26 protein-coding genes and 1 pseudogene are annotated in these 26592 nt (G+C 48.3%); 13 read left to right on the forward strand and 14 right to left on the reverse strand.

All coding sequences use genetic code 11. The annotated features are described in order from the left end of the window. Positions 1–3 precede the first annotated feature (3 nt). Entirely contained in the window at positions 4–597 is a 594-nt protein-coding gene (locus HGT71_RS01780; RefSeq protein WP_214216263.1) for an FMN-dependent NADH-azoreductase, read from the forward strand. Positions 598–690: 93 nt separating this feature from the next. Here the strand turns inward: HGT71_RS01780 and HGT71_RS01785 are convergent. Both HGT71_RS01785 and HGT71_RS01790 read right to left on the reverse strand, forming a co-directional pair. Further along, positions 691–864: pseudogene (locus tag HGT71_RS01785) on the reverse strand (YnbE family lipoprotein); the annotation flags it as partial. Next, a complete protein-coding gene (locus HGT71_RS01790) occupies positions 861–3482 on the reverse strand; it encodes a YdbH family protein (RefSeq protein ID WP_214216264.1) in 2622 nt (873 codons plus the stop codon). The pseudogene HGT71_RS01785 and the gene HGT71_RS01790, both read right to left, overlap by 4 nt. Before the next feature lie 147 nt (positions 3483–3629). Between HGT71_RS01790 and HGT71_RS01795 the strand changes: the two genes are divergently transcribed. Beyond that, on the forward strand, positions 3630–4619 hold the full coding sequence (locus HGT71_RS01795) for a 2-hydroxyacid dehydrogenase (protein WP_214216265.1): 990 nt from the start codon (positions 3630–3632) through the stop codon (positions 4617–4619). A 25-nt stretch (positions 4620–4644) separates the two neighbouring features. Here HGT71_RS01795 and HGT71_RS01800 read toward each other — a convergent pair whose 3' ends face one another. Beyond that, the gene (locus HGT71_RS01800; RefSeq protein WP_214216266.1) at positions 4645–4914 is read right to left on the reverse strand and encodes a putative hemolysin; all 270 of its coding nucleotides are present in this window, start codon (positions 4912–4914) and stop codon (positions 4645–4647) included. Positions 4915–5166: 252 nt separating this feature from the next. Between HGT71_RS01800 and ttcA the strand changes: the two genes are divergently transcribed. After that, positions 5167–6105, forward strand: coding sequence for a tRNA 2-thiocytidine(32) synthetase TtcA (gene ttcA / locus HGT71_RS01805; RefSeq protein ID WP_214216267.1), 939 nt, complete (start codon positions 5167–5169; stop codon positions 6103–6105). A 226-nt stretch (positions 6106–6331) separates the two neighbouring features. On the opposite strand, the gene zntB is transcribed toward ttcA, so the two are convergent. Together zntB and HGT71_RS01815 are read right to left on the reverse strand one after the other, a co-directional pair. Continuing rightward, positions 6332–7315: a zinc transporter ZntB gene (gene zntB, locus HGT71_RS01810; RefSeq protein WP_214216268.1), complete on the reverse strand. Its 984-nt coding sequence runs from the start codon at positions 7313–7315 to the stop codon at positions 6332–6334. Positions 7316–7394: 79 nt separating this feature from the next. Further along, the gene (locus HGT71_RS01815; protein ID WP_214216269.1) at positions 7395–8999 is read right to left on the reverse strand and encodes a peptide ABC transporter substrate-binding protein; all 1605 of its coding nucleotides are present in this window, start codon (positions 8997–8999) and stop codon (positions 7395–7397) included. A 161-nt stretch (positions 9000–9160) separates the two neighbouring features. Between HGT71_RS01815 and tpx the strand changes: the two genes are divergently transcribed. Further along, the gene (gene tpx / locus HGT71_RS01820; RefSeq protein ID WP_214216270.1) at positions 9161–9664 is read left to right on the forward strand and encodes a thiol peroxidase; all 504 of its coding nucleotides are present in this window, start codon (positions 9161–9163) and stop codon (positions 9662–9664) included. 38 nt (positions 9665–9702) lie between these two features. On the opposite strand, the gene tyrR is transcribed toward tpx, so the two are convergent. The 7 genes from tyrR to pspA form a co-directional block, all read right to left on the reverse strand. Further along, positions 9703–11265 (reverse strand): transcriptional regulator TyrR, encoded by a 1563-nt coding sequence (tyrR, locus tag HGT71_RS01825; RefSeq protein WP_214216271.1) that lies wholly within the window; start codon positions 11263–11265, stop codon positions 9703–9705. Positions 11266–11366: 101 nt separating this feature from the next. Next, positions 11367–12434 (reverse strand): YcjF family protein, encoded by a 1068-nt coding sequence (locus tag HGT71_RS01830; RefSeq protein WP_214216272.1) that lies wholly within the window; start codon positions 12432–12434, stop codon positions 11367–11369. After that, positions 12431–13822, reverse strand: coding sequence for a YcjX family GTP-binding protein (locus HGT71_RS01835; RefSeq protein ID WP_214216273.1), 1392 nt, complete (start codon positions 13820–13822; stop codon positions 12431–12433). The genes HGT71_RS01830 and HGT71_RS01835 overlap by 4 nt, the downstream gene beginning before the upstream one ends. Continuing rightward, on the reverse strand, positions 13803–14051 hold the full coding sequence (pspD, locus tag HGT71_RS01840; protein ID WP_214216274.1) for a phage shock protein PspD: 249 nt from the start codon (positions 14049–14051) through the stop codon (positions 13803–13805). Before pspD ends, HGT71_RS01835 begins: the two co-directional genes overlap by 20 nt. 42 nt (positions 14052–14093) lie before the next feature. Continuing rightward, entirely contained in the window at positions 14094–14456 is a 363-nt protein-coding gene (pspC, locus tag HGT71_RS01845) for an envelope stress response membrane protein PspC (protein WP_214216275.1), read from the reverse strand. Beyond that, positions 14453–14680: an envelope stress response membrane protein PspB gene (gene pspB, locus HGT71_RS01850; protein WP_214216276.1), complete on the reverse strand. Its 228-nt coding sequence runs from the start codon at positions 14678–14680 to the stop codon at positions 14453–14455. Before pspB ends, pspC begins: the two co-directional genes overlap by 4 nt. 35 nt (positions 14681–14715) lie before the next feature. Then, complete coding sequence (gene pspA / locus HGT71_RS01855) at positions 14716–15381, reverse strand: phage shock protein PspA (protein WP_214216277.1); 666 nt, start codon at positions 15379–15381, stop codon at positions 14716–14718. Between the two features lie 160 nt (positions 15382–15541). Between pspA and pspF the strand changes: the two genes are divergently transcribed. From pspF to osmB, 9 genes are all read left to right on the forward strand, one after another. Then, on the forward strand, positions 15542–16504 hold the full coding sequence (gene pspF, locus HGT71_RS01860) for a phage shock protein operon transcriptional activator (protein ID WP_214216278.1): 963 nt from the start codon (positions 15542–15544) through the stop codon (positions 16502–16504). Positions 16505–16754: 250 nt separating this feature from the next. After that, on the forward strand, positions 16755–18383 hold the full coding sequence (sapA, locus tag HGT71_RS01865) for an ABC transporter substrate-binding protein SapA (protein ID WP_214216279.1): 1629 nt from the start codon (positions 16755–16757) through the stop codon (positions 18381–18383). After that, positions 18380–19345, forward strand: a complete 966-nt coding sequence (sapB, locus tag HGT71_RS01870) for a putrescine export ABC transporter permease SapB (protein ID WP_214216280.1) — start codon at positions 18380–18382, stop codon at positions 19343–19345. The genes sapA and sapB overlap by 4 nt, the downstream gene beginning before the upstream one ends. Continuing rightward, complete coding sequence (gene sapC / locus HGT71_RS01875) at positions 19332–20222, forward strand: putrescine export ABC transporter permease SapC (RefSeq protein ID WP_214216281.1); 891 nt, start codon at positions 19332–19334, stop codon at positions 20220–20222. The genes sapB and sapC overlap by 14 nt, the downstream gene beginning before the upstream one ends. Continuing rightward, positions 20223–21215, forward strand: coding sequence for a putrescine export ABC transporter ATP-binding protein SapD (gene sapD / locus HGT71_RS01880; RefSeq protein ID WP_214216282.1), 993 nt, complete (start codon positions 20223–20225; stop codon positions 21213–21215). It begins immediately after the preceding gene. A 2-nt stretch (positions 21216–21217) separates the two neighbouring features. Continuing rightward, entirely contained in the window at positions 21218–22021 is an 804-nt protein-coding gene (gene sapF / locus HGT71_RS01885) for a putrescine export ABC transporter ATP-binding protein SapF (RefSeq protein WP_048912176.1), read from the forward strand. Positions 22022–22152: 131 nt separating this feature from the next. Then, the gene (gene fabI, locus HGT71_RS01890; protein WP_214216283.1) at positions 22153–22941 is read left to right on the forward strand and encodes an enoyl-ACP reductase FabI; all 789 of its coding nucleotides are present in this window, start codon (positions 22153–22155) and stop codon (positions 22939–22941) included. A 146-nt stretch (positions 22942–23087) separates the two neighbouring features. Next, positions 23088–25022 carry an exoribonuclease II gene (locus HGT71_RS01895; RefSeq protein ID WP_214216284.1) on the forward strand — a complete coding sequence of 645 codons (1935 nt, stop codon included), beginning with the start codon at positions 23088–23090 and terminating at the stop codon, positions 25020–25022. A 267-nt stretch (positions 25023–25289) separates the two neighbouring features. Continuing rightward, positions 25290–25508, forward strand: coding sequence for an osmotically-inducible lipoprotein OsmB (osmB, locus tag HGT71_RS01900; RefSeq protein WP_048912179.1), 219 nt, complete (start codon positions 25290–25292; stop codon positions 25506–25508). A 40-nt stretch (positions 25509–25548) separates the two neighbouring features. Here the strand turns inward: osmB and yciH are convergent, their stop codons facing one another. Continuing rightward, positions 25549–25872, reverse strand: coding sequence for a stress response translation initiation inhibitor YciH (gene yciH, locus HGT71_RS01905; protein WP_214216285.1), 324 nt, complete (start codon positions 25870–25872; stop codon positions 25549–25551). After that, positions 25872–26576 carry an orotidine-5'-phosphate decarboxylase gene (gene pyrF / locus HGT71_RS01910; protein WP_214216286.1) on the reverse strand — a complete coding sequence of 235 codons (705 nt, stop codon included), beginning with the start codon at positions 26574–26576 and terminating at the stop codon, positions 25872–25874. The genes yciH and pyrF overlap by 1 nt, the downstream gene beginning before the upstream one ends. Positions 26577–26592: the final 16 nt, after the last annotated feature.

Below are 26592 nucleotides of genomic sequence, written 5' to 3' on the forward strand. Positions count from 1 at the left end.
ATCATGAGCAAAGTCTTAGTACTCAAGTCCAGCATCCTCGCCGATTATTCGCAATCCTCCCTGTTAGCCGACTATTATGCGGAAAACGCGGTCACTAAAGGTGACACTGTCACAGTTCGTGACCTCGCAGCGAACCCGATTCCCGTTCTCGACGGTGAATTAGTGGGTGCCTTACGTCCGAGCGATGCGGCACTGACTGAACGCCAACAACAGGCGCTCGCCCTCTCTGATGAGTTGATTGCCGAATTACAAGCTCATGACGTCATCGTGCTTGCAGCGCCGATGTATAACTTTAATATTTCGACGCAATTAAAGACTTACTTTGATTTAATTGCTCGGGCTGGCGTGACCTTCCGTTACACTGAAACCGGGCCTGAAGGATTGGTTACCGGTAAGAAAGCCATTGTGCTTTCTACGCGCGGGGGAATTCACAAAGATACCCCAACTGATTTGGTTACCCCATACCTCGCCTTATTCTTAGGCTTCATTGGAATTACTGATGTGCAGACTATCTTAGCAGAAGGGATTGCCTACGGGCCGGATGTGGCGACGAAAGCCATCGAGCAGGCTAAAGCCGAAATTAGCCAGATCGTCTAATTCGGTTACCTCATGACTTAAAGCGCCTTAATTGGCGCTTTTTGTCGTAGTCTGACCCGGTGCTTGCATTTTCTCCGGAGTCTTCTCTGCTTGTCGTTGCTTGAGAAGACGCTCAACCTCTGGGTCCGCTTTAATAGTAATATCGTGGTCGACCTTCACATTCATATTTATCGTAATGGGCTCTTTCGGTGCCGCAACTTCGATTTTTGGAATACAACCGACCAAAGTGGTCGAGACGCTCAGCAGTGCGAGAAATCCTAGTTTCATTGTGCATTTTCCTTATTAGCGGGCAGACGGGTTTGCTCCTCTAACCACGACTGTAAGTTATCGCCATAACTCAGACTACGCCATAGCATAAAGATATTTTCGGTATGTTGATAATTGAGGTTAACGCGCTGCCTTTTATCGTCGAAGCGGCTTGTGCCATGAATCTGTGATTTCATCACCATATCCCCTTTAGCACTGACGTTAACGGTGGCATAAGATTTAGAAATTTCCATATAACGTAACCAATCAATGGCCGCGCCTGCTGCCAGGTTATTTTTCAATATTTGGTCGAGTAAATCTTTATCCACGCGCAGCGTTAAGCCTTTATCATCCTTAATCCACCCTTTTTCGATCAGCCATGGCGAATTTTCAACCCAGAAAGGTAATTGCCCACTGATTTTACCTGACATGGCAATTTGTTTAGGATGAATAGCCGTAATTAACTGACTCATGCCCAGATGTTTAATCTCCAGCAATGCACTCTTATGCTGAGGCAAGCGTAGATGGTTCATGGACAGGGTTCCGCCAAAAATATCCAATGAGGCGTCATTAAGCGTTAAGGGATTCTGCTCGTCCCACGGCCAGCTCCCTTTCAGTTTTACGCTAAGATGACTCATCGGGAATTTATTCTCGATGGTCTCTACCGATAACGATACCGGCTCGCGTAAGCCAAAATGCCAACGATGATCACTGAAACGAAACGGCAATGAGAAGTTGACGCCCTGAAATTGATAATCCGGTAGCCAGATGTTGCCATCTTTTACCACCCAGTGCCCACCGGCTTGGAAACCATCTTCCTCAGTAAGAGAAAACGCAGCCTGAGCGCGCAAATTACCTGACCGCAACGCGACACTCTTTGTCGGTCCAGCTAAAGGCTGAAATACCGATAAGGGCTGTTCGGGCCACCAGGCTCGTCCCAACCAACGGCTATTATCTCGGCGGCCGATAACGCGTACTGGCCCGATACGGTTTGCGACTAATTGTCCCTTAAAGCCAAATTGATCGGGCGTGGTACCGTTAACGTTCAAATCAAGTTGCGCGGCAGGTAACTGGCTGGTTTCCCCGAAGAAGGTGTGATCAGCGGTAATTTTGAATTGGCCGCTAAATTGAGGCTTATCTTGTTGAGTTACCCAGTGTGCAGGTTCAGTCAGCGTCATACGGGGCTTTTGCATCAACATGCTGCCATAACGGATCTGATCGAAACCTGTCGACAATGAGGTTAGCGTAATCTCTTCGTTATGCCAGAAGCCACGGCCTTGCACATCCCAATTCGCGGTGAGTGGCAAGATCATCCCTTTCCCCCAATAACGCCAATCCCAACGTCCTTTATCCGGTAAGAAGTTGTCAGCCATCCCCGCTAAATGCAGCAGATAAAAACTGCTGCGCTCATTTCTGACCATAAAGTTGGCTTGTAATAGGCCACTGAGACCTTGCTGAGTCAAGCGCACACCGGCTATTGGCCATCTGGCCTCATCGACTTCCCAACCGGGTAAGAGTTCGCCGCGCATCAATAATAACGCTTTCGGCTGGAAATGAATGGCCGGATCAATCAATGTCCCCGTCAGTGCTGCCGGGAGCCCTGCGTAAAACTGTAGCGCTTTCAGTTTTGCTGTACCGGTTAAGCGTAAGGGATATTGATTATCCGAAAATGATAACTTCCCTGGACCTAGACTCAGTACGACATTCCCTTTGCCCCCGCGTCCTTGAGTGAGCGCGTTGACACGGCCTGTAATGACCGTCTGTTCAAAGCCCTGCTGCCAATGTTCAGCGGAAAGCGAGAAGAAGCCGCTGAGAGGTTGTTCAGGTGTCGGCCATGACCACGCCCCTTTTTCAATTTGAAATTGGTCAGCGGTCAGTGTAAAGGGCGCGCTTAAGAGGGGTTGCTCATCCGCAGGATCCTTAACAATCAACGCTCCGTGCTGTTGATTACGTGACAGTGTCACATCAACAGGATGAGGATAAGATGCTAATGCGACCTTACCCTGTAAATTTGCCTGTTCAGGCACGGCGGTGACCGTGTCAGCGAGCTGAATTTTGCCTGATAAATTTAAGGGTTGTGCCAATAAAGGATGCGTAAAGCTAAGGTTTTTAAGATTAAGTGTTTGCCCAGTCAGCTCAGCGTTTACATTAAGTGCCTGCCCATGATAAGTCAGTTGTTGATGAGCACCGGATGAAGAAAAATGGAGCGCCCCTTGATAGGTTTGCCAAGGGACTATCGACAGTGAGGCGATATCAAGATTTATCCCGGGAATCTGCTGCTGAAGCTGACTGAGACTCAAAGGTTTGCTATCGCTGCTTGCGTCAGAAGGCCACTGCTTAAAACAGTCGCTTTTAAGCGTCAGTTTATCTATTGTCACTTTTAACGGATAACGGCTTAGTGCGACACGCGGTGTGGAAGCTTCGGCGAGTTGGCATCCCTGTGCGTTTAGAGTAAATGAAGGTAAGGTGATGTGAGAAAGCGTCAGTGAAAACCGACTTTGTCGTTCAACCGTTACCCCGCTGGGTAAAAAGTGTTGTACGACGAGCATCGACCATTGATTGATGGATAGCCCCAGTCCAACTAGGCTAATAATCACAATTGCTACAGCAAATAAGATATAGCGTAACGCTAACGACATATTTCCTTATCCCTTATAACGCTTTTAACAAATCCCGATAACTCATTAATTAAATTTACTAATTTACTCTCAAAATCATGACATAGCGCAAAATATACCCATCCTGCTCGAAGTATAACATCACCGGTCTCTAATGGAGAAAAAACTATGAAAATTGCGGTTTATAGTACGAAGAGTTATGACCAAGCAGTGCTGACTGAAGTGAATGAACAGTTTACTTATACTTTTAGTTTTTTTGACTTTCGACTTACAGCGGAAACAGCCAAAAACGCTGTCGGCCATCAGGCAGTCTGCCTCTTTGTCAATGACGAGTGTAATGAAGAGATTTTAACCGAATTACATCGTCTAGGTGTGCGTGTCGTAGCGCTGCGCTGCGCGGGGTTTGATAATGTCGATCTTACTAGCGCCCATCGGCTCGGCATTGAGGTGGTACGTGTACCGGCTTACTCCCCCGAAGCGGTCGCCGAGCATACCATCGGTATGATGATGTGCCTGAACCGTCGCATCCATCGCGCTTATCAACGCACGCGAGAAGGTAATTTTTCACTGGAAGGTTTGACCGGTTTCAATATGTTCGGCAAGACGGTCGGTATTATCGGGACGGGTAAGATAGGCCTGGCCACGTTACGTATTTTACGCGGTTTTGGGATGGAACTTCTGGCCACCGACCCTTATCCGAGTGCCGAAGCAGAAGCATGTGGTGCAACCTACACGACCTTAGACGACCTACTTCAGCGATCAGACATTATTTCGTTACACTGTCCGATGACCTCCGATAATCACCATCTGCTGAATGCTCGCGCCTTCGATAAAATGAAAAAAGGGGTGATGATCATCAATACTAGCCGCGGCAGTTTGATCGATTCTTCTGCCGCAATCGAAGCGTTAAAAGAAGGAAAAGTCGGTGCTTTAGGGATGGATGTCTATGAAAACGAGCGAGATCTGTTTTTTGAAGACAAATCGAATGAAATTATCCAAGACGATATTTTTGGACGCCTCTCAGCTTGCCATAATGTCCTGTTTACCGGACACCAAGCATTCTTAACCCAAGAAGCGCTTTCCAGTATTGCCCTGACGACCTTAACCAATCTATCGCAGATCTTCTCTGGGCAACCTTGCGATAACGCCGTAACTTAACAACGTGCACGCGAAGGCAAAAATCTTAGCGTGCGCAGTTACCGCTCATTAGTGCCGTCTCACTACAACGCTTACCGTTGACTAATTGACACATCCCCACGCGACTCCCGTCAAGTTGACGAGTATAGGCTAACGATCCCCCTGCCATCGCACAGTTATCGGAAGCGATAACTGACATATGTACTGGCTGGATGTGCGCAGCGGTAGCTTGCTGCTCAGGTTCTGCTGGTGGGTGGCTGCTGCAACCCGCCAGTAACATTACGGTACCCGCAATCAGTGAGGAAACGACTTTCATTCGGTAAGCTCCAAGGACGATAAGCAAGAGCTTGAAAATATGTCAGAGTTGCCGCGAATAATCGAGTTAATACATAACTTTTTACGATTTAATTTAACATTTAGCGGTTAAACGGGAATTTTAAAGACTTTTGCAGCAACGCTTCTGATTAAGCCAAGAAATATGCTAGACTTCGCCGCGCGTTAAACCGTCACCCGTTTAACCGCTGCCCAACGACTTTCTCGTAGAATTTTTGATTCAGGTACTCGCTTAATGTCATTCAATCCCGAAATTACCCATAAACAGCAATATAACCTCAATAAATTACAAAAACGCTTGCGTCGCAACGTCGGTGAGGCGATTGCTGATTTTTCAATGATTGAGGAAGGCGACCGCATCATGGTTTGTCTTTCTGGCGGCAAAGATAGCTATACCATGCTGGAAATTCTACGTAGCTTACAAAAGAGCGCACCCATCAATTTCTCTCTGATCGCCGTCAACCTTGATCAGAAACAACCCGGCTTCCCTGGCCATATTCTGCCGGAGTACCTGGAGTCGCTGGGCGTAGAGTATAAGATCGTCGAAGAAGATACCTACTCGATCGTTAAAGAAAAGGTCCCTGAAGGCAAAACGACCTGCTCATTATGTTCTCGCCTGCGTCGAGGTATTTTATACCGTACCGCTACCGAACTCGGTTGCACGAAAATTGCCTTAGGCCATCACCGCGATGACATTATTCAGACGTTATTCTTGAATATGTTCTATGGCGGAAAAATGAAAGGGATGCCGCCAAAGCTAATGAGCGACGATGGCAAACATATCGTCATTCGTCCTCTCGCCTACTGCCGCGAGAAAGATATCATTCGCTTCTCTGAGGCCAAACAATTCCCGATTATTCCTTGTAACCTGTGTGGCTCTCAGCCAAACCTGCAACGCCAAGTGATTGGCGATATGTTACGTGACTGGGATAAGCGCTACCCTGGCCGTATCGAAACCATGTTCAGCGCTATGCAGAACATTGTCCCTTCACATATGGCCGATACCACATTGTTTGATTTTCACGCCGTCACGCACGGGAGCCCTGTTGTAGAAGGTGGCGATTTAGCCTTCGATCGCGAAACGCTACCGACCACCCCGATGGGCTGGCAGCCAGAAGACAACGATGATGAGCCGCGTGCTGTAGACCGACTCGATATTGTCGAACTGAACTAACTATTAAGCGAGGCCGTTGCCTCCCTTTTTCATACAAAAAAAAACCGGCCCTAGTTGCCTAGGTGCCGGGGTCATGAGAATCAATTACGCTATGCTTTAATTCAAAATGTAAGACAATGTGGAGCACAACGTCCATCGCTTGACGTTGCATTCACCTGCGAGAAGAAGTATGCCCCAGCGGTCACCTTAGCGTTTTGATTCAGATCAGCTTTTAGTATCACATTCGCTAGAGCCATTTACGGCTTTTCAACCAGAGTGTGACCGCAATCGCAATCGCCACCAGAATAATACAGAATACGGCAAAGCCGTAATGCCAGCTTCCCCCAGGAATCCCCCCGAGATTCACGCCGAAAAGCCCTGTCAGGAACGTTGCCGGTAAAAACACCATCGCCATTAGCGACATGATGTAGGTACGACGGTTCATCGACTCGGCTATCAGCGCATCGATCTCGTCACTGATGACCGCAGTACGTGCGATACCAGCATCGAGATCTTCCAACCCTCGGCCTAACCTCTCGGCAATATCCTGCATCAAGCGTCGATCTTCATCCGCCATCCAAGTAAATTTCTCATTAGCGATACGCGCAAACACATCACGCTGAGGGGCCATATAGCGCCTCATCACGATTAATTGTTTACGTAACAACGCCATTTCACCTCGCGCCGGCACTTTACCATCGAGCAATGCATCCTCTAATGCAATAATACGGTCGTATAATTGCTCGATAAATTCACCACTTTGTTCGGTCAGGGCATCGCAAAATTCGACAATCCAGTTTCCGGCATTTTCTGCACCATGACCTTTTTGTAAATCCTCCCAAACCGTATCGACGGCGCGTGCCTTACGCTTACGCGTGGTGATAATTAAGTCACCATTGATAAACACCCGCACAGCCACCAATTGGTCGGGCCGCGCATTATCATTGTGGTTTATGCTGCGTAATACCAACATAAAACCATCGGCAAGCCGACTAATACGCGGACGTAGGCTGTCACCGGCTAAGGCATCACGCACAGCGTCTGGAATCAATGGTGTGGACTGTAACCATTCTCGGCTCACTGTTGAGGAGTAATCTAAGTGAACCCAGCAAGGTTTGGTTGGCCCAATTTCCCCCGCCGAGGTGATAGGCAACATCCCCCCTTCGCCATCAAGTTGACAAGCAATGATGGCGTCAGGCACGTGTAATTGCGTAATATCGATTGAGCTCAAAACAGATCCCTTTTTCTCATATTTCTTTCGAGTGTAGGTGAACTAGCGCCTTGTCTGTGACTTAATACGTAAAATTTCATTAATGCTTTTCGATACTCAGCTGACGACTGTAGACAACGTCTTCGGGATTGGTGATCGGATAACCTTTCACCCACGGTTTAATTAATCGCCCATTGGTATATTGATAAATCGGGGCAATAGGCGCGTCGTCAGCGATCATCTGTTCTGCCGTTGCGTAAATTTTTTCTCGGGCCGCCGACATGGTTGCCATGCTAGCCTTGTCCAGTAACGTATCGTAACGGCTATTGGTGTAGCGTGAGATATTACCGGTATGGTGTGAGGTCAATAATGAAAGGAAGGTAGAGGGTTCATTATAATCCCCCACCCATGAGGCGCGGATCACATCAAATTTCCCCTGTTTACGGCTATCGATATAGGTTTTCCACTCTTGATTAACTAAGCTAACCTGCGCACCCAGATTTTTCTTCCACATCGATGCCACGGCGATGGCAATCTGTTTATTGCTGTCGGAAGTGTTGTACAGAATACTGAGTTTTAGCGGGTGAGTCGGCCCATAACCTGCGGCGTTTAAGAGTAACTTAGCTTGTCGATTGCGTTCGTCCTGGCTGAGTTGTTGATACGCTAAGGTTGGCGGGGTGAAGCCCTGTGTAATATCTGGGGTAAAATGCCATGCCGCCTTCTCGCCGGTGCCTAAGATTTTCTCTGCAATGATTTGCCGATCGATACTCCATGACAGTGCTTTTCTGACATTAACATTGGCCGTGGGCCCCTGTTGCGTATTGAACGCATAATAGTAAGTGCCCAGTTGTGCTGGAGTATAAACTTCCCCCGGGATCGCGCGCTTCAGGCTCTGATAGCGATTTTTTGGGAAGGACTCCGTCACATCAATATTGTTCGCTTGATACCAATGGGTCGCCGTGACGGAATCGCTGAGCGGGACAAAGGTTACCTTATCCAGTGTCGAGTGAACATTATCCCAATAGTGAGGATTTCGTGTCAGCACCACACGTTCATTCACGATATGCTTGTCCAGTTTATACGCCCCATTTCCGACAAGATTGCCCGGTAAAGTCCACTGATTACCATATTGCGCGATAATTTTATGCGGCACCGGATAGAGCGCGAAACTACTGGTTAATACTGGAAACCACGCCACAGGATGCTCCAGCGTGACCTTGAGGTGGTAATCATCGGTCGCCACTATCCCTAAACGTGTTATCGGCATCTTCCCCGCCGTGATTGCGGCAGCATTCTGAATAGCCGCTAGCGCAGGAAACCAAGCATAAGGAGAGCTGGTGCGCGGATCGACCATCCGCTGCCAGCTGTAGACAAAATCCTTTGCCGTCACAGCATCGCCATTAGACCACTTAGCATCTTTACGCAGCGTAAAGAGCCAGACCTTTTGGTCGCTGCTTTGCCAGCTCTGTGCGACACCAGGTCCCGCACGTCCTTGCGAGTCTTGATTGGTTAAACCTTCGAATAAGTCACGGAGGATCGGTATCTCAGGCAGTCCCACCGCTTGTGCCGGATCAAGAGAGGCTGGCTCATCTTTAATCTGGCGTACGATCTCTTGGTGGGGGGCTAAGTCAGCGTTGACTGCCCCACTCAACAGTAGGCAGAGCGGGACTACACAGGCGATGGTAATACTCGATTGATGGCGCATAGGCAATGTTCCTTTACCTCGGTGAACTCACAGTCAGGGTCCAATACAGGGATTCGTATTTCAGCTCTCGATTAAACCGCAAAAGTATGTCATAAAAGTAGGGTTAACTCATTAAAGTTCCTACTAAATAGGGACAAACCCACTGATTTAAGGACGCTATAATGTCGCAAACTGTTACGCTTAAAGGTTCACCGATTGCTGTCGCAGGCCAATTCCCAAATGCCGGTAGCAAAGCCCCCGCACTGACGCTGACCAATAAAGATCTCGCGGATGTCGGCTTAACTGCCTACGAAGGTCAACGCAAAGTGCTGAATATTTTTCCAAGTGTGGATACTGGCGTGTGTGCCGCTTCGGTCCGTAAATTTAACCAATTAGCATCGGAATTATCGAACACCGTGGTACTTTGCATTTCGGCAGATTTACCTTTCGCACAATCTCGCTTCTGCGCCGCAGACGGACTGGATAACGTTGCATCGTTATCTTCTTTCCGTCATCCGGAATTCAAAGCAGCGTGGGGTGTGGATATTCAAGAAGGTCCTCTTGCTGGTCTAACCGCACGTGCAGTGGTGGTAGTAAACGAAAAGGATGAAGTGATTTATAGCGAATTGGTTGCTGAAATTGCTCAAGAACCCGATTATGAGGCCGCGTTAAGCAGCTTGAAATAATCGTTCAGGCCAAGCAACCTAAGCTTGGCCTGCTTAGCCTACCGCTCGTTCAACTCTTTAGCTTCGCTACTCTTCTGCCCGATACCATATTCTCGCAACTTATTTGCAATGGCCGTGTGCGACACACCTAAGCGCTTCGCTAACTTTCGCGTACTCGGATAGCTGGCATAGAGCGTAGTCAACACTGATCGCTCGAATCGGCCATTGATTTCATCAAGGGTTCCTTCTAGCTGTAACACATCGACGTCTTCATCCGTCGTATAGCTAGGAAGATTCACATCTTGAGGACGTAACTCGTCGCCTTCAAATTGCGTCATCGCGGCAAACAGGCAGTTTTTAAGCTGGCGGATATTTCCCGGCCAGTGGTAGCGAGAAAGATGCGTTGCCAGCGACGGAGCCAGTCTCGGTACGGCAATCCCCTGCTCATGGGCAAAACGTGCCACAAAGAAACTAGCGAGGGCCATCAGGTCTTGTGGATGCTCGCGCAGCGCAGGGAGTTGTAACGATAAAACGTTTAAGCGATAGAAGAGATCTTCACGGAAGCTGCCGAGGTCGACCAGTTCTTGCAGATTTTTTTGGGTTGCACAAATCACACGAACATCCACGTGTACCTCATGCTCATCCCCAACGCGTCGAAAGGTCCCATCATTTAAAAAACGCAATAATTTGGTTTGCAGGCTCGGTGACATCTCACCGATTTCATCAAGAAATACCGTTCCCCCTGCCGCTTGTTCAAAAAAGCCTTTTTGGCTTTCAAGCGCATTGGGATAGGCTCCAGCAGCATGACCAAATAGCTCACTTTCTGCAACGTCATCTGGTATCGAGCCACAGTTTAAGGCTAAGAACGGCTGGCTGTGGCGTGGACTCAGCTGGTGACAGGCACGCGCAATAATATCTTTACCGGTACCGGTTTCGCCAATAATCAATAAAGGCGCATCATGCAGCGCAAGTTTCTTCGCTCGCTGCACCACTTGGCGCATCTTTGGACTGTCTGCAATGATATGATTAAACGCCCCTTCGCTATCAAGATCATTGAGGGTGATGGCTCTGCCTAATTTTGTGGCAGCGTTGAGTATGACTAAGGTGCCGGTTTGCTGAACCTGAGCGCTATCATCATCTGGCAAGAAAAGTGGACAAACTTCGGCTAGAAAATCACGTCCCTGCAGCGTGAGCGGGACAGATTTTTGGCTCTGAGTAGGTGGCAATTCAAGCCCCGGGATCAAGCTCGTCAGCGAGTGTACGGTAGCGTGAGGATTGAGTGAAAATAGCTGTTGAGCAGCATGATTAGTGAGATCAACTCGCCCTTTACTGTCTGTACACAGTATAGGATCTGGCAAGCTGTTGACTAATGCATGTAACGTACGCTTTGCCTGTTCAGAAGGCATATAGGTCACGCGGCGAACATCGCTCACGCCCGGTGTTCTCCGAATTTCAGCCATAAGGCCGCTGAAGTCATCAAAATCCACCGAACTAAAGCGCAAATAGACCGTATAGTGTTCACCAATCTCAATACCATAAAGATCAATATTGCGTTTAACCAGTAAATTTAAAAGTTCGTACACCAATCCTTGACGATCTTGGCATTGTACTTCTAAGCGCATGATAACTCTCCCCAACAGCGTAATCCCCTAAGTATACGCTAGGACTCATTAAAGCAGAATATTTCTGTCAGGAAAAGTTGACACTTTTGTGCCTAATGGCATTAAGACGGTTGTGTCGGTTTACGTTGACGAAATTTTTCACCGAGATCGGCGATTAATCCACGGCGGAACTCGCTCACTTTTGGCGCCTCGCCCTCTGGCCACGGAATTGGGCGACAGAGAGACATGGTTTTTATCCCTAAGCGGGCGGTCAGTAATCCAATACCGACACCCTGCGCGACGCGTCCCGAAAGACGTGCAGCCAGATCTTGTGAAAGCCAATCGAGACTGCTCTCTTGCACCCATTCAGTGGCGCCCGCGACAGCCATATTGACTAACAACGCTCGCAGTAACTTTATCCTTCCAAAATAACCAGGTTCAACCTGATAGAGTTTAGCGATTTGATTAATCATTCGTAGGCTGCGCCAAGCCACCAAGCCCATATCCACTAACGCATAAGGGCTTGCGGCAATCATGATGGCTGACTGCGTAGCCGTTTGCCGAATTAAACGGCGTGCCTGGTTATCGAAAGTTGGTTGGACAAGCGTCGAATAGAGGGTGATGACCTCTTTATCGTTCAATGAGGGATCTAACGCCGTCCGCCACTGTACCACCGCTGGGTGCTCAGCCGGTAAGCCGGCATCCTTAATTAAGGACTCGCAGAAGGCGACAGCATGTTGATGACTATGGCTCGATAACAGTGTCTGTGCTTGCTGATGGATATGCATCTGCTTTTTTAAACGCCGCAGTCGTGCCACTTCAGCTAGCAGCGCACTCAATCCCGCGCAGACGATCATCACCCCCGCGGTTGCCATGCCAAGGGTAAACCACTGACTGTCATGCCACGCGGTGATGATCGATTGGACCAACTGCGCCATACCGCTGACCAATAGAATAATCATCCCCAATAGCAACAGACGCGCCCAGACAGGAAATTTCGGACGTAAGCTTTGTTCTAAGCTAATCTCGTCAACTTCGTTTACATCCTCTGCAGTGTCAAATTCTTGCGCAATGAAATGCTGCTCTGCATGCGCTTCATCGAAGTGATGAGAGGTTTTAATCTTCTCTGCGTTCGGTTCCACTGGTGTGTCAGCAAAATCGATACGAGGCCTAACCTCCTTGCCCGTCATGTCAGTTTATCTCCCAATAAAAAATCTAACGCATTATCCATCCGCAAATGGGGTAATGGCTTGTCTGCCTCCATCTCTAAGGGGGTGAAGTTTTCAAATCTAAAGCCCTGCTGTTGCCAAAATGATGCGGTAGGCAGCTGAGTGGGCACCTCACCTGGGTAGAGCGAGACCGGTTGATAGTCAGGTAAGCGACGTCCTCGTAATGCAGGCACCTGTTGATGCTGGTGTTCAATAACACCAGGGATGGTGGCTTGAATGGAACTCAAGGCTAAGCATTCAATTTTTACCCCTTCGAATGCGGCATTCTGCCAAGCGGCTTGGGTCACCTGACGCAGCAGAGAGACCATATTGGCATGTTGGTCGCTGGTGACATGATCCGCTTTAGTCGCCGCAAACAACAGTTTGTCGATCACCGGAGAAAACAGTCGGCGGATTAAGGAGCGTTGACCATAGTGGAAGCTCTGCATCAGTTGTGTCAGCGCTAAGCGCATATCGTTAAAGGCGTTGGCCCCCCGATTTAACGGTTGTAAACAGTCCACTAACACAATTTGGCGATCAAATTTGACGAAGTACTCTTTGTAAAATTTTTTCACTACATGTTGGCAGTAAAAATCATAGCGCTGTTTTAGCGTCGAAAAGGTCGAAGCAGTACGGCTTTCGGTATGTTTAGTCGGAAGTTCGTCGAATGGCCAAGGGAAAAATTGTAGTGCAGGCGCGCCCGCCATCTCACCGGGTAAGATGAAACGACCTGGCTGAATAAAGTGGTAACCTTCGGCTTTGCAACGGTGAAGATAATCTGTCCAACACTGAGAAATTTCTGCCAACAATAATTCATCGACGGGCGCATTAGGATCTAAATCAGCACAAGCTGCCTGCCAAGTCGATGCCCACTCTGCACGCTGCCCCGTGAGCAATTCGCGCATTTGCGCAGACCACTCTGAATAGCTTTGCCCCAGCATCGGTAGGTCGAGCAGCCATTCACCAGGATAATCGATAATTACAAGGCGCAGTGAGGAGGTCTCTTTAAGATAACGCTTTAGCGCATGCTGAGTTCGGTAACGAATGACCAACTCGATTTTACTCACCCCCTGCGTCGGCGTGGGCCAACTGGCAGGATGTCCATAAAGCTGCGTAATCCCACGATCGTAGCTAAAACTCGGCGTAGCAAGGTCGCGTTGGGGAACCCGTTTAACCCCGATAATCCGACCTTCACGCAGTGGGGTGAAGAGCGGTAAGCGCGCGCCATGATGAGTAGAAAGTAACTGATTAACCAGCGATGTAATAAAGGCCGTTTTACCACTGCGGCTTAGCCCTGTCACAGCGAGACAGAGATGCTGGTCTACGCTGCGTTGTACCCAAGACATCACCTCATTTTGAAGTTTTTTCATGCTGCTCTTTCAGTAGTTTAGCGGAAATTTTTTTCATCACTTTACTTAAAACAGGCTCAAGCACCATACCAAGAAACAGTCTTACGGGTTTCTTACTGACTGATTTGACCGCCCAGCCCGCGACACCCGCCGGACCAAAAGTTACAGCATTGATGAGTACAAATTTACCCACTGATTTTAAGGCAGGCTTAACCTGCCGTTTTGCTGAGTCTTTCCATTGCTTATTCATCATACCCTCACTTTATAATCCGTTTGTCTTGAAACAGATGACTTAAAGCTTACGAAACCGGCTGCGCACCGAGAAAGTTTCAGACGTCACATAGCCTTCCATCTTGCGTAACCGTTGTTCACTCTCTTTCAAGGTTTGATCGGCTTGACTCAATACCTCATCTATAGAAAGTGTAGCGGGTTCTGCCGATGAACCACGCGGTTTTTTGTCTAAAATGAAGCCCAACGCAACATAGAGCAATAGTGTGACAAAGAATAAACCGAAGGTTGAGAGCACAGCGATAATCCGTACGAGATTAATAGGTAGTCCACTGTAATCGGCTATTCCTGCACAGACCCCTAAAATCTTACCGTCTTCACTATTACGATAAAGGGGCTTATCACTGATAAAGGGAAGTTTGATCATGGTTGTCTCCACTCTGGGTTTTCGGCATCCAGTATAGCTTCTAAAGCGTGAATACGATCCTGCATACGGTCGGCGTCTCTCTTGAGCTGTTCGATCTGCGCGATTTCTTTAACAGAGAGCTTATTAGAGAGTTTGCCCTTATTGTTATAGTGTAGCCACAGCCATAGGGGCGCGATAAACACGAGAAACAGCGTTAAGGGTACACTAAGTAAAAATCCGCTCATCAACACTCCTTATTAGTCGATTACAGTAGGCTGTATTATTCAGGCTTAGCAACTTGTTGGCGAATTTTAGCGAGCTGCTGACTGATCTCGTCATCGGCACTGAGTTCAGAAAATTGCTGATCTAGGCTAGCAGTATTGGCCGACTTTAAGACTTCAGCTTCAGCTTCCATGTGATCAATGCGACGTTCAAACGATTCGAAACGCGCCAGATTTTTCTCGATTTTACCGCTATCAATATGTTGACGAATTTGGCGACTGGTCGAGGCCGTTTGATAACGTAGCGATAGCGCCTTCTGACGCGCACGCGTTTCGGTCAACTTGGTTTCGAGCTCGGCAGTTTCATTCTTCATCTTACTAATATTTTCATCGAGAATGACCGCATCTGCTTGTAATTTTTCGGCCAGCTGCGTCAATTTTTGTTTTTCAATCAGCGCTGCACGAGCGAGTTCTTCTTTATCTTTGCGCACCGCTAATTCAGCTTTTTGCTGCCACTCTTCAGATTGGACAGCGGCTGAATCAATGCGACGTTGTAACATTTTCTTTTCTGCTAACGCCTTGGCGGAATGCGTTCGAACCTCAACCAGCGTATCTTCCATCTCTTGGATCATCAAACGAACCATTTTTTGAGGATCTTCAGCCTTTTCGAGTAAGGTGTTGATGTTTGAATTAATGATGTCAGTAAACCGTGAAAAAATGCCCATAACGTAGTCCTCTGGAGATAATTGGGATAATCACCTCTTACATAGCAAATCCCATGCCAAATTTTAACTATTTGAGTTGTATTGATTTTATCGATTATACATTTGAGTAAATTCAGCTAAAATGGTTAAATTAACCAATATATAGCGAAAAAGACCAACTATGAACAGTGATAGCGTGCTCGGTGAGTCCGAGAATTTCCTTAATATGCTCGATCACGTTTCGACACTGGCGCCACTGAACAAACCCGTTATTATCCAAGGTGAGCGCGGAAGTGGTAAAGAGCTGGTAGCGCAACGACTCCATTTCCTCTCTACTCGCTGGCAGGAAAATTTTATTACGCTGAACTGTGCGGCGTTAAATGAAAATCTCTTAGACTCCGAGCTATTCGGCCACGAAACAGGGGCTTTTACAGGGGCACAAAAACGTCACCAAGGCCGCTTTGAACGCGCGCACCAAGGCACACTCTTCTTAGATGAAATCGGCAATGCACCCTTGGTCGTTCAGGAAAAATTATTACGCGCGATCGAATATGGAGAGATTGAACGGATTGGGGGCACGACCACCTTGACGGTAGATGTGCGCGTAATTTGCGCTTCACACGAAGATCTCCCCGCCCGCGTGGCAGCGGGAAAATTTAGGGCAGACCTCCTCGATCGTCTTGCCTTTGACGTGATTTACGTACCGCCGTTACGGGAACGCCAAGCAGATATCCTGCCTTTAGCTAACCATTTTGCCATGCAGATGTGTCGCGAGCTCAATAGACCCTATTTTGCGGGGTTCACTCATTTTGCAGAACAACAACTGCTGACCGCCCCCTGGCCAGGGAATGTGCGGGAGCTTAAGAATGTAATTGAACGGTCGATCTATCGTTCAACACAAGTGGACACTCCCCTTAATGAAGTGATCCTGAGCCCATTCCAGACGTCTAGCCAACCGGTGCTTGAAGATTCTCACCCGGCATGCCCTGCTCTACCAATCAATTTACGCGAGTGGCAACATCAGCAAGAAGCCGACTTCGTGAAAGCGAGTTTGCAACAGTTTTCGCAACACACTCTGGCCGCTAAGGCTTTAGGGCTGACCTATCATCAATTTAGAGCGTTGTTAAAGAAACACGGAATATAGGTTGAGCGCCGTACGCTGGATAAAAAAAAGCCCGCGGTCAGCGGGCAACAAATACTAGAAGCAATGTGAGCAATGTCGTATCTGATAACCTGTCATCACCAGATGTTTCGATAGTAATCATTATCATTAGCATTTGCAAATGTTTCTCATTCTTTTTAAAAAAACTTCCCTCGTCTCATTATTGCCCTGCGATTGGTTTTAGTGGTGGCTTAGGGTAAAATTACCTAATGGTTCATTAATTTAGTCCCCTATGACGAAAATGTTACGAGCTTTGCTCGCCAGTTTTGGTGTGCTATGCGCAACCCCTGCCCTATGCACCGCCTCCCCAACGCACAATACGGGTATCGTGTATTGTGTGAATGGCGAGGTGAATACGTTTAATCCTCAACTTGCGAGTGGTGGTGTGGTGATCGATACGCTCTCCGCTCAGCTCTACGACCGACTATTGGATGTGGATCCTTATACCTTCCGCCTTATTCCAGCCCTTGCGGAACGCTGGGAAGTCAAAGATGATGGTGCCACCTTTATCTTTCATCTCCGATCCGATGTCTCGTTCCAGCATACGCCCTGGTTTACACCAAGCCGAAAAATGAATGCAGAGGATGTGGTGTTCAGCTTTGCGCGGATGTTTGATAAACATCATCCTTGGCACCAGGTCAATGGCGGTCATTATCCTTACTTCGATAGCCTGCAATTTGCTGACAGTGTTCAGTCGGTTAAAAAATTAGATAGCCATACCGTGGAGATTAAACTCGTCCACCCAGATGCTAGCTTCTTATGGCATATGGCGACCCATTATGCGCCCATTCTTTCTGCAGAATATGCTCATCAGCTAAGCCAAGCCCATCAGCAAGAAACCCTCGATCGCCAACCTGTCGGTACCGGCCCTTACCAATTAAGCGAATATCGCAGCGGTCAATTTATCCGTTTACAACGTAACCCGTTTTATTGGAAAGGCGTACCCCGCTTACGTCAGGTCGTGGTTGACTTAGGCGCAGGAGGCACCGGTCGTCTCTCGAAACTGTTGACCGGCGAATGTGACGTTCTGGCTTATCCGGCCGCTAGCCAACTGACCATATTACGCGACGATCCCCGTTTACGGATGACCCTACGCCCTGGAATGAATATGGCTTTTTTAGCCTTTAACACTCGGCGTCCGCCTCTCGATAACGTGAACGTTCGTCGCGCGCTATCTCTCGCCATTAACAACGAGCGGTTAATGGCGTCGATCTATTACGGGACCGCGGAAACAGCGGCATCAGTGCTTCCGAGAGCGTCTTGGGCTTACGATAACGAGTCGACCGTGACCGAATATGCCCCTGATAAAGCCAAGCAACTGCTCAAGCAGATGCATATCAGCGACCTACACTTAAAGATGTTGGTGCCCGTTGCGTCAGAGCCATGGAATCCTAGCCAATTGAAAACGGCAGAACTGATTCAGGCTGATTTGGCGCGAATTGGTGTACATGTAGAAATTCAACCTGTTGAAGGACGCTTTCAAGAGAACCAGCTAATGGCAATGAACCATGATTTAACGCTCGGCGGCTGGAGCACTGACAGCAACGATCCGGATAGCTTCTTCCGCCCTATGCTAAGTTGTGCTGCGATTAACTCCGGCACTAATTATGCTCACTGGTGTAATGAACAGTTCGACGACACCTTACACCTCGCCCTGCTATCACAGCAGTTATCTGGCCGTATCGATTATTATCGCCAAGCGCAGAAAATTTTAGCGCAGCAGCTTCCGATTCTGCCCTTAGCCTCGTCTTTACGATTACAAGCTTATCGTTACGACATTAAAGGCCTGGTGCTCAGTCCATTTGGAAATAGTTCCTTTGCGGGCGTCTACCGCGATACGACACAAGGGGTGACACCATGAGCCTCTATATTGCGCGACGCCTCTTTTTATTGCTTGTCACCTTGGTACTGCTGTCGTGGGTGAGCTTCAGTCTTTGCTACTATACCCCGCATGCCCCTTTACAGGGGGCGAACGTGAGTGACGCGTATTTTTTCTGGCTACAGGGGATGCTGCACTTCGACTTTGGGGTCTCCTGCATTAATGGCCAGCCGGTTAGCGAGCAGCTAGTGGAAGTTTTTCCCGCAACACTCGAACTCTGTTTATTGGCTGCGATACTGGCCACATTAGTCGGATTACCTTTAGGAATTATTGCAGCGATCCACCGCTATAAATGGCAAGATAAACTGATCAGTGGTTTCGCCTTAGTCGGATTTTCCCTGCCGGTCTTCTGGCTAGCCCTGCTGTTAACCATGCTCTTCTCGCTCTCTCTCGGCTGGTTTCCTGTGTCAGGTCGCATCAATCTGCTCTATCCCGCTCCGGCGATTACCGGCTCAGCCTTAGTCGATGCTTGGCTTTCCCATTCGCCTTTACGCCATGAGATGTTATTAAGCGTCTTACGCCATCTCGTCTTACCGGTGGTTACGCTATCGATTGTACCGATGACAGAACTCATACGATTAATGCGAGACAGTACGTTAGATATTATTAATCAGGGCTATATTAAAGCGGCCATTATTCGTGGCTTATCCCGCTTCACAGTAGTACGTCGCCATGTAATCCATAACGCACTGCCTCCTGTCGTCCCGCATTTAGGATTACAGTTTTCAACCTTACTGACCTTGGCAATGATTACCGAAGCGGTGTTTAACTGGCCAGGAATTGGACGTTGGTTGATCACAGCCGTGCGACAAGCTGACTATAATGCTATCTCGGCTGGGGTAATGACCTTAGGGACCTTAGTAATTTTCATCAATATGTTGGCCGATATCTTCGGGGCCATTATCGACCCACTTAAGCATAAGGAATGGTATGCCAATCGATAAGATTTATCAGGAAGAGAAGCTTCCTGGCGCATTTCGACGAGCATGGCGTTTTTTCTATCGCGATACTTCAGCGATGATCGGTTTCTATGGGACCTGCGCCCTGCTTTTGCTCTGTATTTTTGGTCAATTGCTGGCTCCCTATGGGCTCGATCAACAGTTTATTAGCTACCAATTATTACCACCCTCATGGTCCCGGTATGGCGATGTTTCGTTCTTTTTAGGCACCGATGATCTTGGCCGTGATTTACTCAGTCGTTTATTAGCTGGGGCGTTACCTACCGTTGGCGGTGCGCTAGTGGCGACCGTTTTTGCTGCGGCCTGTGCTTTTTTACTCGGTATTCTGGCGGGAATGACCCGGGGATTACGCTCAGCCACCATTAACCATTTCTTAGATATCGCATTATCGCTTCCCTCGCTATTAATCGCGATCATCGTGGTAGCGTTCCTCGGCCCGAGCCTTGGCCACGCGATGCTGGCCGTATGGATTGCCCTAACCCCTAGAATGATCCGCACCCTCTACTTAGCCATTCGTGAAGAGATGAACGAAGCCTATGTCGTGGCGGCAAAAATGGACGGTGCGAGTCCCTTTTTACTCTTGAAAGGGACCATTTTGCCCAATATTTTGCCGGTATTAGTCAGTGACTTTACACGGTGCCTTTCGATCGCTCTGTTTGATATTTCTGCATTGGGCTTTTTAGGACTAGGGGCCAGACTACCTTCGCCCGAATGGGGCACTATCCTAGGGGATTCGCTAGAGTTAATCTATGTTGCCCCTTGGACGGTCATGTTACCCGGTGCGGCGATTATGGGTGCAATTCTACTGATTAATCTGTTCGGTGAAGGCGTACGCCGCGCTGTTGATGCAGGAGTGAAGTAGATGCCGCTGCTCGATATTCGTAATTTAACCATTGAATTTGTCAACGATAATAAGCCGATTAAAGCGGTAGACCGCGTTAATCTCTTGCTGAACGAAGGCGAGATTCTCGGATTGGTCGGGGAATCGGGGTCGGGGAAAAGCTTGGTCGCAAAAGCGATCTGCGGTGTAACCTCCGATAATTGGCGAATCACGGCCGATCGTATGCGTTTTGGTGATATCGATTTGCTTCGCCTATCCCCGCGGGAGCGCCGTAAGATCATTGGCCGTCATATCTCAATGATTTTCCAAGAACCGCAGGCCTGTCTTGATCCCTCTGCTTCGATTGGTCGTCAGTTAAAACAAGCCATACCCAGTGAAACCTTTAAAGGCCCTTGGTATAAACGCCTGTTACCTTGGCGTAAAGAGCGCGTGATCGACATCCTGCACCGCGTGGGAATTCGTGACCACCGCGATATCATGCGCAGTTACCCTTATGCCTTAACCGAAGGTGAATGTCAGAAGGTAATGATAGCTATCGCCTTGGCCAGCCAACCCAAACTGTTGATTGCCGATGAGCCCACAAATGCGATGGAGTCGACCACCCAAGACCAAATCTTCCGGCTGTTGAGACGATTGAATCAAAACAATAATACCACTGTGCTATTGATCAGCCATGATTTACGCACAGTAAGCCAGTGGTCTAATCGTATCCAAGTGCTGTATTGTGGACAAACAGTCGAAACCGCGACGAGTAAAGAGTTGATTTCGACGCCTCATCATCCCTATACCCAAGCGTTGATGCGTGCCATGCCAGATTTTGGTCAGCCGCTTCCACATAAAAGCCGCTTGAACACGCTAAATGGCTCGATCCCCTCGTTGGAACATTTACCTTTGGGCTGTCGATTGGGTCCTCGTTGCCCCTATGGCCAGCGGGAATGCATCGTTCGTCCCCCTCTAACCGGCACTAAGCACCATCAATATGCTTGCCATTTTCCGCTGAATATTGAGAGTTAGCCATGTTAGAAACCCTGTTAGAAGTTAGGAATCTGAGCAAAACTTTTCGATATAAGACCGGGCTGTTTCGCTCCCAACAAATCGATGCCGTGAAAAATGTGAGTTTCACGTTAAAGGAGCGACAAACCCTCGCCATTATTGGTGAAAATGGCTCAGGAAAATCAACGTTAGCGAAGATGCTCGCGGGAATGGTTGCCCCCACGTCGGGAGAGATGCTGATTAATAATCAGCCCTTGGTGTATGGCGATTATCGTTTTCGCAGTCCGCTAATCCGAATGATCTTACAAGACCCTACCGCATCGTTAAATCCCCGCCAACGGATCAGTCAGATTCTTGACCTGCCCTTAAGGCTCAATAGCGAATTGACCGATGAGCTGCGTTATCAACATATCATCGCTACGCTGAAGAAAGTGGGATTACTGAAAGAGCATGCGGGGTTATATCCGCATATGTTAGCGCCAGGACAACGTCAGCGTCTTGCGCTCGCGCGGGCACTGATCTTACAGCCTAAGATCTTGATTGCCGATGAAGCCATGACCTCTTTAGATATGACGATGCGATCGCAGTTGGTCAATTTGATGTTAGAGCTGCAAGAGCGTGATGGGCTTTCTTATATCTATGTCACGCAACAAATCGGCATGATGAAACATGTCAGTGATTCACTTATCGTGATGCGTGAGGGAGAAGTGGTTGAACGCGGGGGCACTGCCGATGTCTTAGCCTGTCCGCTTCATGATTTGACGCGAAAATTAATTAATAGCCATTTTGGTAGCGAACTGACATCCGATGCATGGCGTAACGACTAGGTTTTCTGGCGATAATTTCGCCACTGACCTCGTCAAATTAGCCTATCGAAGAAAAGTCGTGTTAGAATCGCGCCAACTTTTTTGCAGAGACCGATTCTGCTAACAATACTGATAGTTAAGGGACAAATATTATGGGTTTTCTTTCAGGTAAACGCATTCTTATCACCGGTGTAGCAAGTAAGTTATCTATCGCTTGGGGTATTGCACAAGCGATGCATAAACAAGGCGCAGAGCTGGCTTTCACCTACCAAAATGACAAGCTTAAAGGCCGTGTTGAAGACTTCGCTAAAGAACTCGGTTCTGATATCGTGCTGCCTTGCGATGTTGCTGAAGATGAAAGCATCAAGACACTGTTCGCGGAATTAGCAAAAACCTGGCCTAAGTTCGACGGTTTTGTCCACTCAATCGGTTTCGCCCCGGCGGATCAATTAGACGGTGACTATGTTAACGCTGTGACCCGTGAAGGATTCAAAATTGCACACGACATCAGCGCCTACAGCTTCGTTGCAATGGCCAAAGAGTGCCGTGCAATGCTGAACCCTAACGCTGCGTTACTGACCCTCTCCTACTTAGGTGCTGAGCGTGCAATCCCTAACTACAACGTTATGGGCTTAGCAAAAGCCTCTTTAGAAGCTAACGTTCGTTATATGGCTAACGCGATGGGTCCTGATAGCGTGCGTGTTAATGCCGTCTCTGCGGGTCCAATCCGTACGCTGGCAGCATCAGGCATCAAGGATTTCCGTAAGATGTTATCTCATTGCGAAGCGGTGACCCCAATTCGTCGTACCGTGACTATCGAAGATGTGGGTAACTCTGCTGCATTCCTATGTTCTGACTTAGCGGGTGGCATCACCGGCGAAGTGGTTCATGTCGACGGTGGTTTCAGCATCGCGGCAATGAACGAATTAGAACTTAAATAATATCTTTAAGCAGGTACACTCAGTGCCTGCTTAATTCCTCCCGTCATTCCACTCCCACTCGCTAATTGCGCGATTAATGTCTTGCCGCAACGTATCGATTCGCGTAAAACTGGTTGCCGCCAATTAGCCACAGATGACTGAAAATTATGCTTCAAGATAATCCGCTGCTGGCGCAGCTAAAACAAACACTGCATGATCAGACTCCACGCGTAGAAGGTGTAGTCAAAGGAACCGATAAAGGGTTTGGTTTTTTAGAAGTTGAAGGCCAAAAAAGCTACTTTATTCCCCCGCCGCAAATGAAGAAAGTGATGCACGGCGATAAAATTAGCGCGGTGATCCATACGAATAAAGATAAAGAAAGCGCCGAGCCAGAGAAACTGATTGAACCTTTCCTCAGTCGTTTCGTGGGAAGAGTACAGAAAAAAGATGATCGGTTATCGATTATCCCTGATCATCCTCTTTTAAAAGAGGCTATCCAATGCCGCCCTGCACGTGATGTAAAGCACGAATTCGTCGCGGGCGACTGGGCTGTGGCAGAGATGAAGCGCCATCCGCTTAAAGGCGATCGTGGATTCTATGCAGAATTGACGGAGTTCATTACCTTCGGAGACGATCACCTCGCGCCTTGGTGGGTGACACTGTCACGTCACAATTTAGGTCGCAGTGCGCCCGAGGCAGATCTGCCAGAGTTCCAGCCCGAAACGCTTGAGCGTCGTGACCTCACCGCACTGGATTTCGTTACCATTGATAGCGCCTCAACAGAAGATATGGATGACGCGTTATTCACTCAACAACTTGACGATGGCAATCTCTGCCTGACCGTGGCAATTGCCGACCCGACCGCTTGGGTTGCCCCTAACACGCCTCTCGATAATATTGCAGCAGAAAGGGCTTTCACCAACTACCTGCCTGGCTTCAATATCCCCATGTTACCGCGTGAGCTTTCTGATGATTTATGCTCGTTACGCCCGAACGTAAAACGTCCTGTTTTAGCCTGTGATATCATCATCGATAGCGAAGGTGCCATCATCGGTACACCAGAATTCTATGCTGCGTGGATCGAGTCGAAAGCAAAACTGGTCTACGATAATGTCTCAAATTGGCTAGAGAGCACGGGCGAGTGGCAGCCAGAAAGTGATGCCATTGCACAGCAAATTACCCTATTACAACGCTTCTGCAGCACTCGCCATCAATGGCGTAAGACTCATGCCCTGGTATTCCGCGACCGCCCAGATTATCGCTTTGTATTAGGTGAAAAAGGCGAAGTGCTGGAAATTATCACCGAGCAACGCCGCGTCGCCAATAAGATGGTCGAAGAGGCAATGATCACCGCCAATATCGTTGCAGGAGAAGTTCTACGCGATCAGCTTGGTTTTGGTATCTACAACTTGCATAGCGGCTTTGATGAACAGAACGCAGAGCAAGCAAGTGCGATTCTGGCTAATCATGGGATTACGGTTGAGGCATCATCGATCGCGACGCTTGATGGATTCAAGGTGTTACGCCGTCGTTTAGATGAAGAACCGACACAATACTTAGATAGCCGCATTCGTCGCTTCCAATCCTTTGCCGAGATTGGTACCGCGGCAGGTCCACACTTTGGGTTAGGATTAGATGCCTACGCAACCTGGACCTCACCGATTCGTAAGTATGGCGATATGGTTAACCACCGTCTTCTGAAGTCTATCATCTTGAAACAACAAGAGACTCAACCGGAAGAAGCCTTAACCCTGCGTATGTCTGAGCGACGTCGTCAACACCGTATGGCTGAACGCGATGTGGGGGATTGGCTCTATTCCCGCTACTTACAGCCTTTCGCAGGCACAGACCAGAAGTTTACGGCAGAAATTATCGATATCAGCCGTGGCGGAATGCGTATCCGTTTAGTTGATAACGGTGCTGTCGCCTTTATCCCTGCACCTTTTATTCACTCGGTGCGTGATGAACTCGTCTGTAGCCAAGAATTGGGTACGGCGATGGTAAAAGGTGAAGAGCGTTATCGTGTCACGGATATCATTGAGGTGACCATTGCCGAAGTGCGAATGGAAACCCGTTCTGTCGTGGCACGCCCAGTCGCTTAACGGTCCACCCTACTTTCGAACCACCCTTACGGGTGGTTTTTTTTTGCTAAAATAGCAGGGATAGAGATACAGTCGTCCTAAAATTACTGTTTTATTAGTGGATAATTGTAAAATACAGTCAACTCGCCGCCATTTAAGAGAATTCACCTATATTAGAGATTGAACGCAAATTAAAATCCTTAATACTTGCTATTAACTCTCATTACCAATAGCCAATTTAGTTGAATGGTTGCCTCTGGGGTGTCCCCCATTCAACAAGGAGAAATTATGACATTAACTAATAAAACCATGGCTAAAGCTGTGATTGCTTTAACACTCGTAACCGTTTTAAGTGGCTGTTCAAACTGGTCAAAACGAGACCGTAATACGGCTATCGGAGCCGGTATTGGCGCCATCGGTGGGTCAGTCTTAACTCACGGTGATGGATTGGGCACACTAGGAGGTGCTGCATTAGGTGGGGTAATCGGACATCAGTCAGGTCATTAATTGTTAGGCCGGTGTAGATACCGGCCTTATTAAGCAGTGTCTAGCCGCCAGCCAGTTTTACGCGATACCCTTTTGCTTCCAAGTACCCTTTCAGAAAATCGCGCTTATCGCCTTGTATTTCAATATTGCCATCGACCACTGTCCCACCACAACCGCATTTTTTCTTTAGTTCGGCTGCAAGTTGGCTAAGTGCCGCATCGTCTATATCGAGGCCTGTGATGATACAAACACCCTTACCTTTTCGTCCACTGGTTTGGCGGCTTAATCGAACAATCCCGTCGCCTTTTGGGCGCGAGACAGCTTCTTTCGCGGGGGTAATGCGCCCCCCATCGGTTGAATAGACTAATGGTGCATCATCTTTCATTATGCGGACTCCAAAGAACGTAAAATCTGTTGTAACGTCTGCTCTGGCGCCGCTGACTGGGTGATCGGTCGACCAATGACCAGATAATCTACCCCAGCGTTAATCGCATCAATCGGCGTCATAATCCGTCGCTGATCGCCTTGTTCACTACCTACTGGACGAATCCCAGGTGTAACCAGTAAGAATTCTTCACCAAACGCCTGCTTAAACTCTACGGCTTCTTGTGCTGAACAGACGACGCCCCCTAGCCCTGACGACTTTGCTAGCTGCGCTAATTTCGCCGCATGCTGTGAGGGCGTATATTGGATCCCCAAGCCGTTTAAGTCTGATTGATCCATACTGGTTAACACTGTCACCGCGATAAGATGGGGCGCGGCATTACCAAAACGTTCCAATGCATGCTTCGCTGCTTCCATCATCCGAGCTCCCCCGCCTGCGTGGACATTAACCATCCACACGCCAAGGTCGGCCGCCGCAGTGACCGCTTTCGCCACTGTGTTGGGAATATCGTGAAACTTCAAATCAAGGAACAGCTCGAAATTACGACGGTGTAAGGCGTGAATAACTTCTGGTCCGAAACGTGTGAACATCTCTTTCCCGATTTTCAAACGACAACTTTTTGGGTCAATTTGATCAGCCAAGGCCAAAGCTGAATCCAAATTATCGAAGTCGAGGGCCACGATTACGGGTGACGTTACAGACATATTATTCCTTACAATA

It is taken from the genome of Rosenbergiella epipactidis (assembly GCF_018494055.1).
GTDB lineage: Bacteria > Pseudomonadota > Gammaproteobacteria > Enterobacterales > Enterobacteriaceae > Rosenbergiella > Rosenbergiella epipactidis.

Excerpts from the sequence above, each read along its gene's own strand:
- HGT71_RS01780 (WP_214216263.1), top strand. The coding sequence starts at position 4 with ATGAGCAAAGTCTTAGTACTCAAGTCCAGCATCCTCGCCGATTATTCG.
- HGT71_RS01790 (WP_214216264.1), bottom strand. The coding sequence starts at position 3,482 with ATGTCGTTAGCGTTACGCTATATCTTATTTGCTGTAGCAATTGTGATT.
- HGT71_RS01795 (WP_214216265.1), top strand. The coding sequence starts at position 3,630 with ATGAAAATTGCGGTTTATAGTACGAAGAGTTATGACCAAGCAGTGCTG.
- HGT71_RS01800 (WP_214216266.1), bottom strand. The coding sequence starts at position 4,914 with ATGAAAGTCGTTTCCTCACTGATTGCGGGTACCGTAATGTTACTGGCG.
- ttcA (WP_214216267.1), top strand. The coding sequence starts at position 5,167 with ATGTCATTCAATCCCGAAATTACCCATAAACAGCAATATAACCTCAAT.
- HGT71_RS01815 (WP_214216269.1), bottom strand. The coding sequence starts at position 8,999 with ATGCGCCATCAATCGAGTATTACCATCGCCTGTGTAGTCCCGCTCTGC.
- tpx (WP_214216270.1), top strand. The coding sequence starts at position 9,161 with ATGTCGCAAACTGTTACGCTTAAAGGTTCACCGATTGCTGTCGCAGGC.
- tyrR (WP_214216271.1), bottom strand. The coding sequence starts at position 11,265 with ATGCGCTTAGAAGTACAATGCCAAGATCGTCAAGGATTGGTGTACGAA.
- HGT71_RS01830 (WP_214216272.1), bottom strand. The coding sequence starts at position 12,434 with ATGACGGGCAAGGAGGTTAGGCCTCGTATCGATTTTGCTGACACACCA.
- HGT71_RS01835 (WP_214216273.1), bottom strand. The coding sequence starts at position 13,822 with ATGAAAAAACTTCAAAATGAGGTGATGTCTTGGGTACAACGCAGCGTA.
- pspD (WP_214216274.1), bottom strand. The coding sequence starts at position 14,051 with ATGAATAAGCAATGGAAAGACTCAGCAAAACGGCAGGTTAAGCCTGCC.
- pspC (WP_214216275.1), bottom strand. The coding sequence starts at position 14,456 with ATGATCAAACTTCCCTTTATCAGTGATAAGCCCCTTTATCGTAATAGT.
- pspB (WP_214216276.1), bottom strand. The coding sequence starts at position 14,680 with ATGAGCGGATTTTTACTTAGTGTACCCTTAACGCTGTTTCTCGTGTTT.
- pspA (WP_214216277.1), bottom strand. The coding sequence starts at position 15,381 with ATGGGCATTTTTTCACGGTTTACTGACATCATTAATTCAAACATCAAC.
- pspF (WP_214216278.1), top strand. The coding sequence starts at position 15,542 with ATGAACAGTGATAGCGTGCTCGGTGAGTCCGAGAATTTCCTTAATATG.
- sapA (WP_214216279.1), top strand. The coding sequence starts at position 16,755 with ATGACGAAAATGTTACGAGCTTTGCTCGCCAGTTTTGGTGTGCTATGC.
- sapB (WP_214216280.1), top strand. The coding sequence starts at position 18,380 with ATGAGCCTCTATATTGCGCGACGCCTCTTTTTATTGCTTGTCACCTTG.
- sapC (WP_214216281.1), top strand. The coding sequence starts at position 19,332 with ATGCCAATCGATAAGATTTATCAGGAAGAGAAGCTTCCTGGCGCATTT.
- sapD (WP_214216282.1), top strand. The coding sequence starts at position 20,223 with ATGCCGCTGCTCGATATTCGTAATTTAACCATTGAATTTGTCAACGAT.
- sapF (WP_048912176.1), top strand. The coding sequence starts at position 21,218 with ATGTTAGAAACCCTGTTAGAAGTTAGGAATCTGAGCAAAACTTTTCGA.
- fabI (WP_214216283.1), top strand. The coding sequence starts at position 22,153 with ATGGGTTTTCTTTCAGGTAAACGCATTCTTATCACCGGTGTAGCAAGT.
- HGT71_RS01895 (WP_214216284.1), top strand. The coding sequence starts at position 23,088 with ATGCTTCAAGATAATCCGCTGCTGGCGCAGCTAAAACAAACACTGCAT.
- osmB (WP_048912179.1), top strand. The coding sequence starts at position 25,290 with ATGACATTAACTAATAAAACCATGGCTAAAGCTGTGATTGCTTTAACA.
- yciH (WP_214216285.1), bottom strand. The coding sequence starts at position 25,872 with ATGAAAGATGATGCACCATTAGTCTATTCAACCGATGGGGGGCGCATT.
- pyrF (WP_214216286.1), bottom strand. The coding sequence starts at position 26,576 with ATGTCTGTAACGTCACCCGTAATCGTGGCCCTCGACTTCGATAATTTG.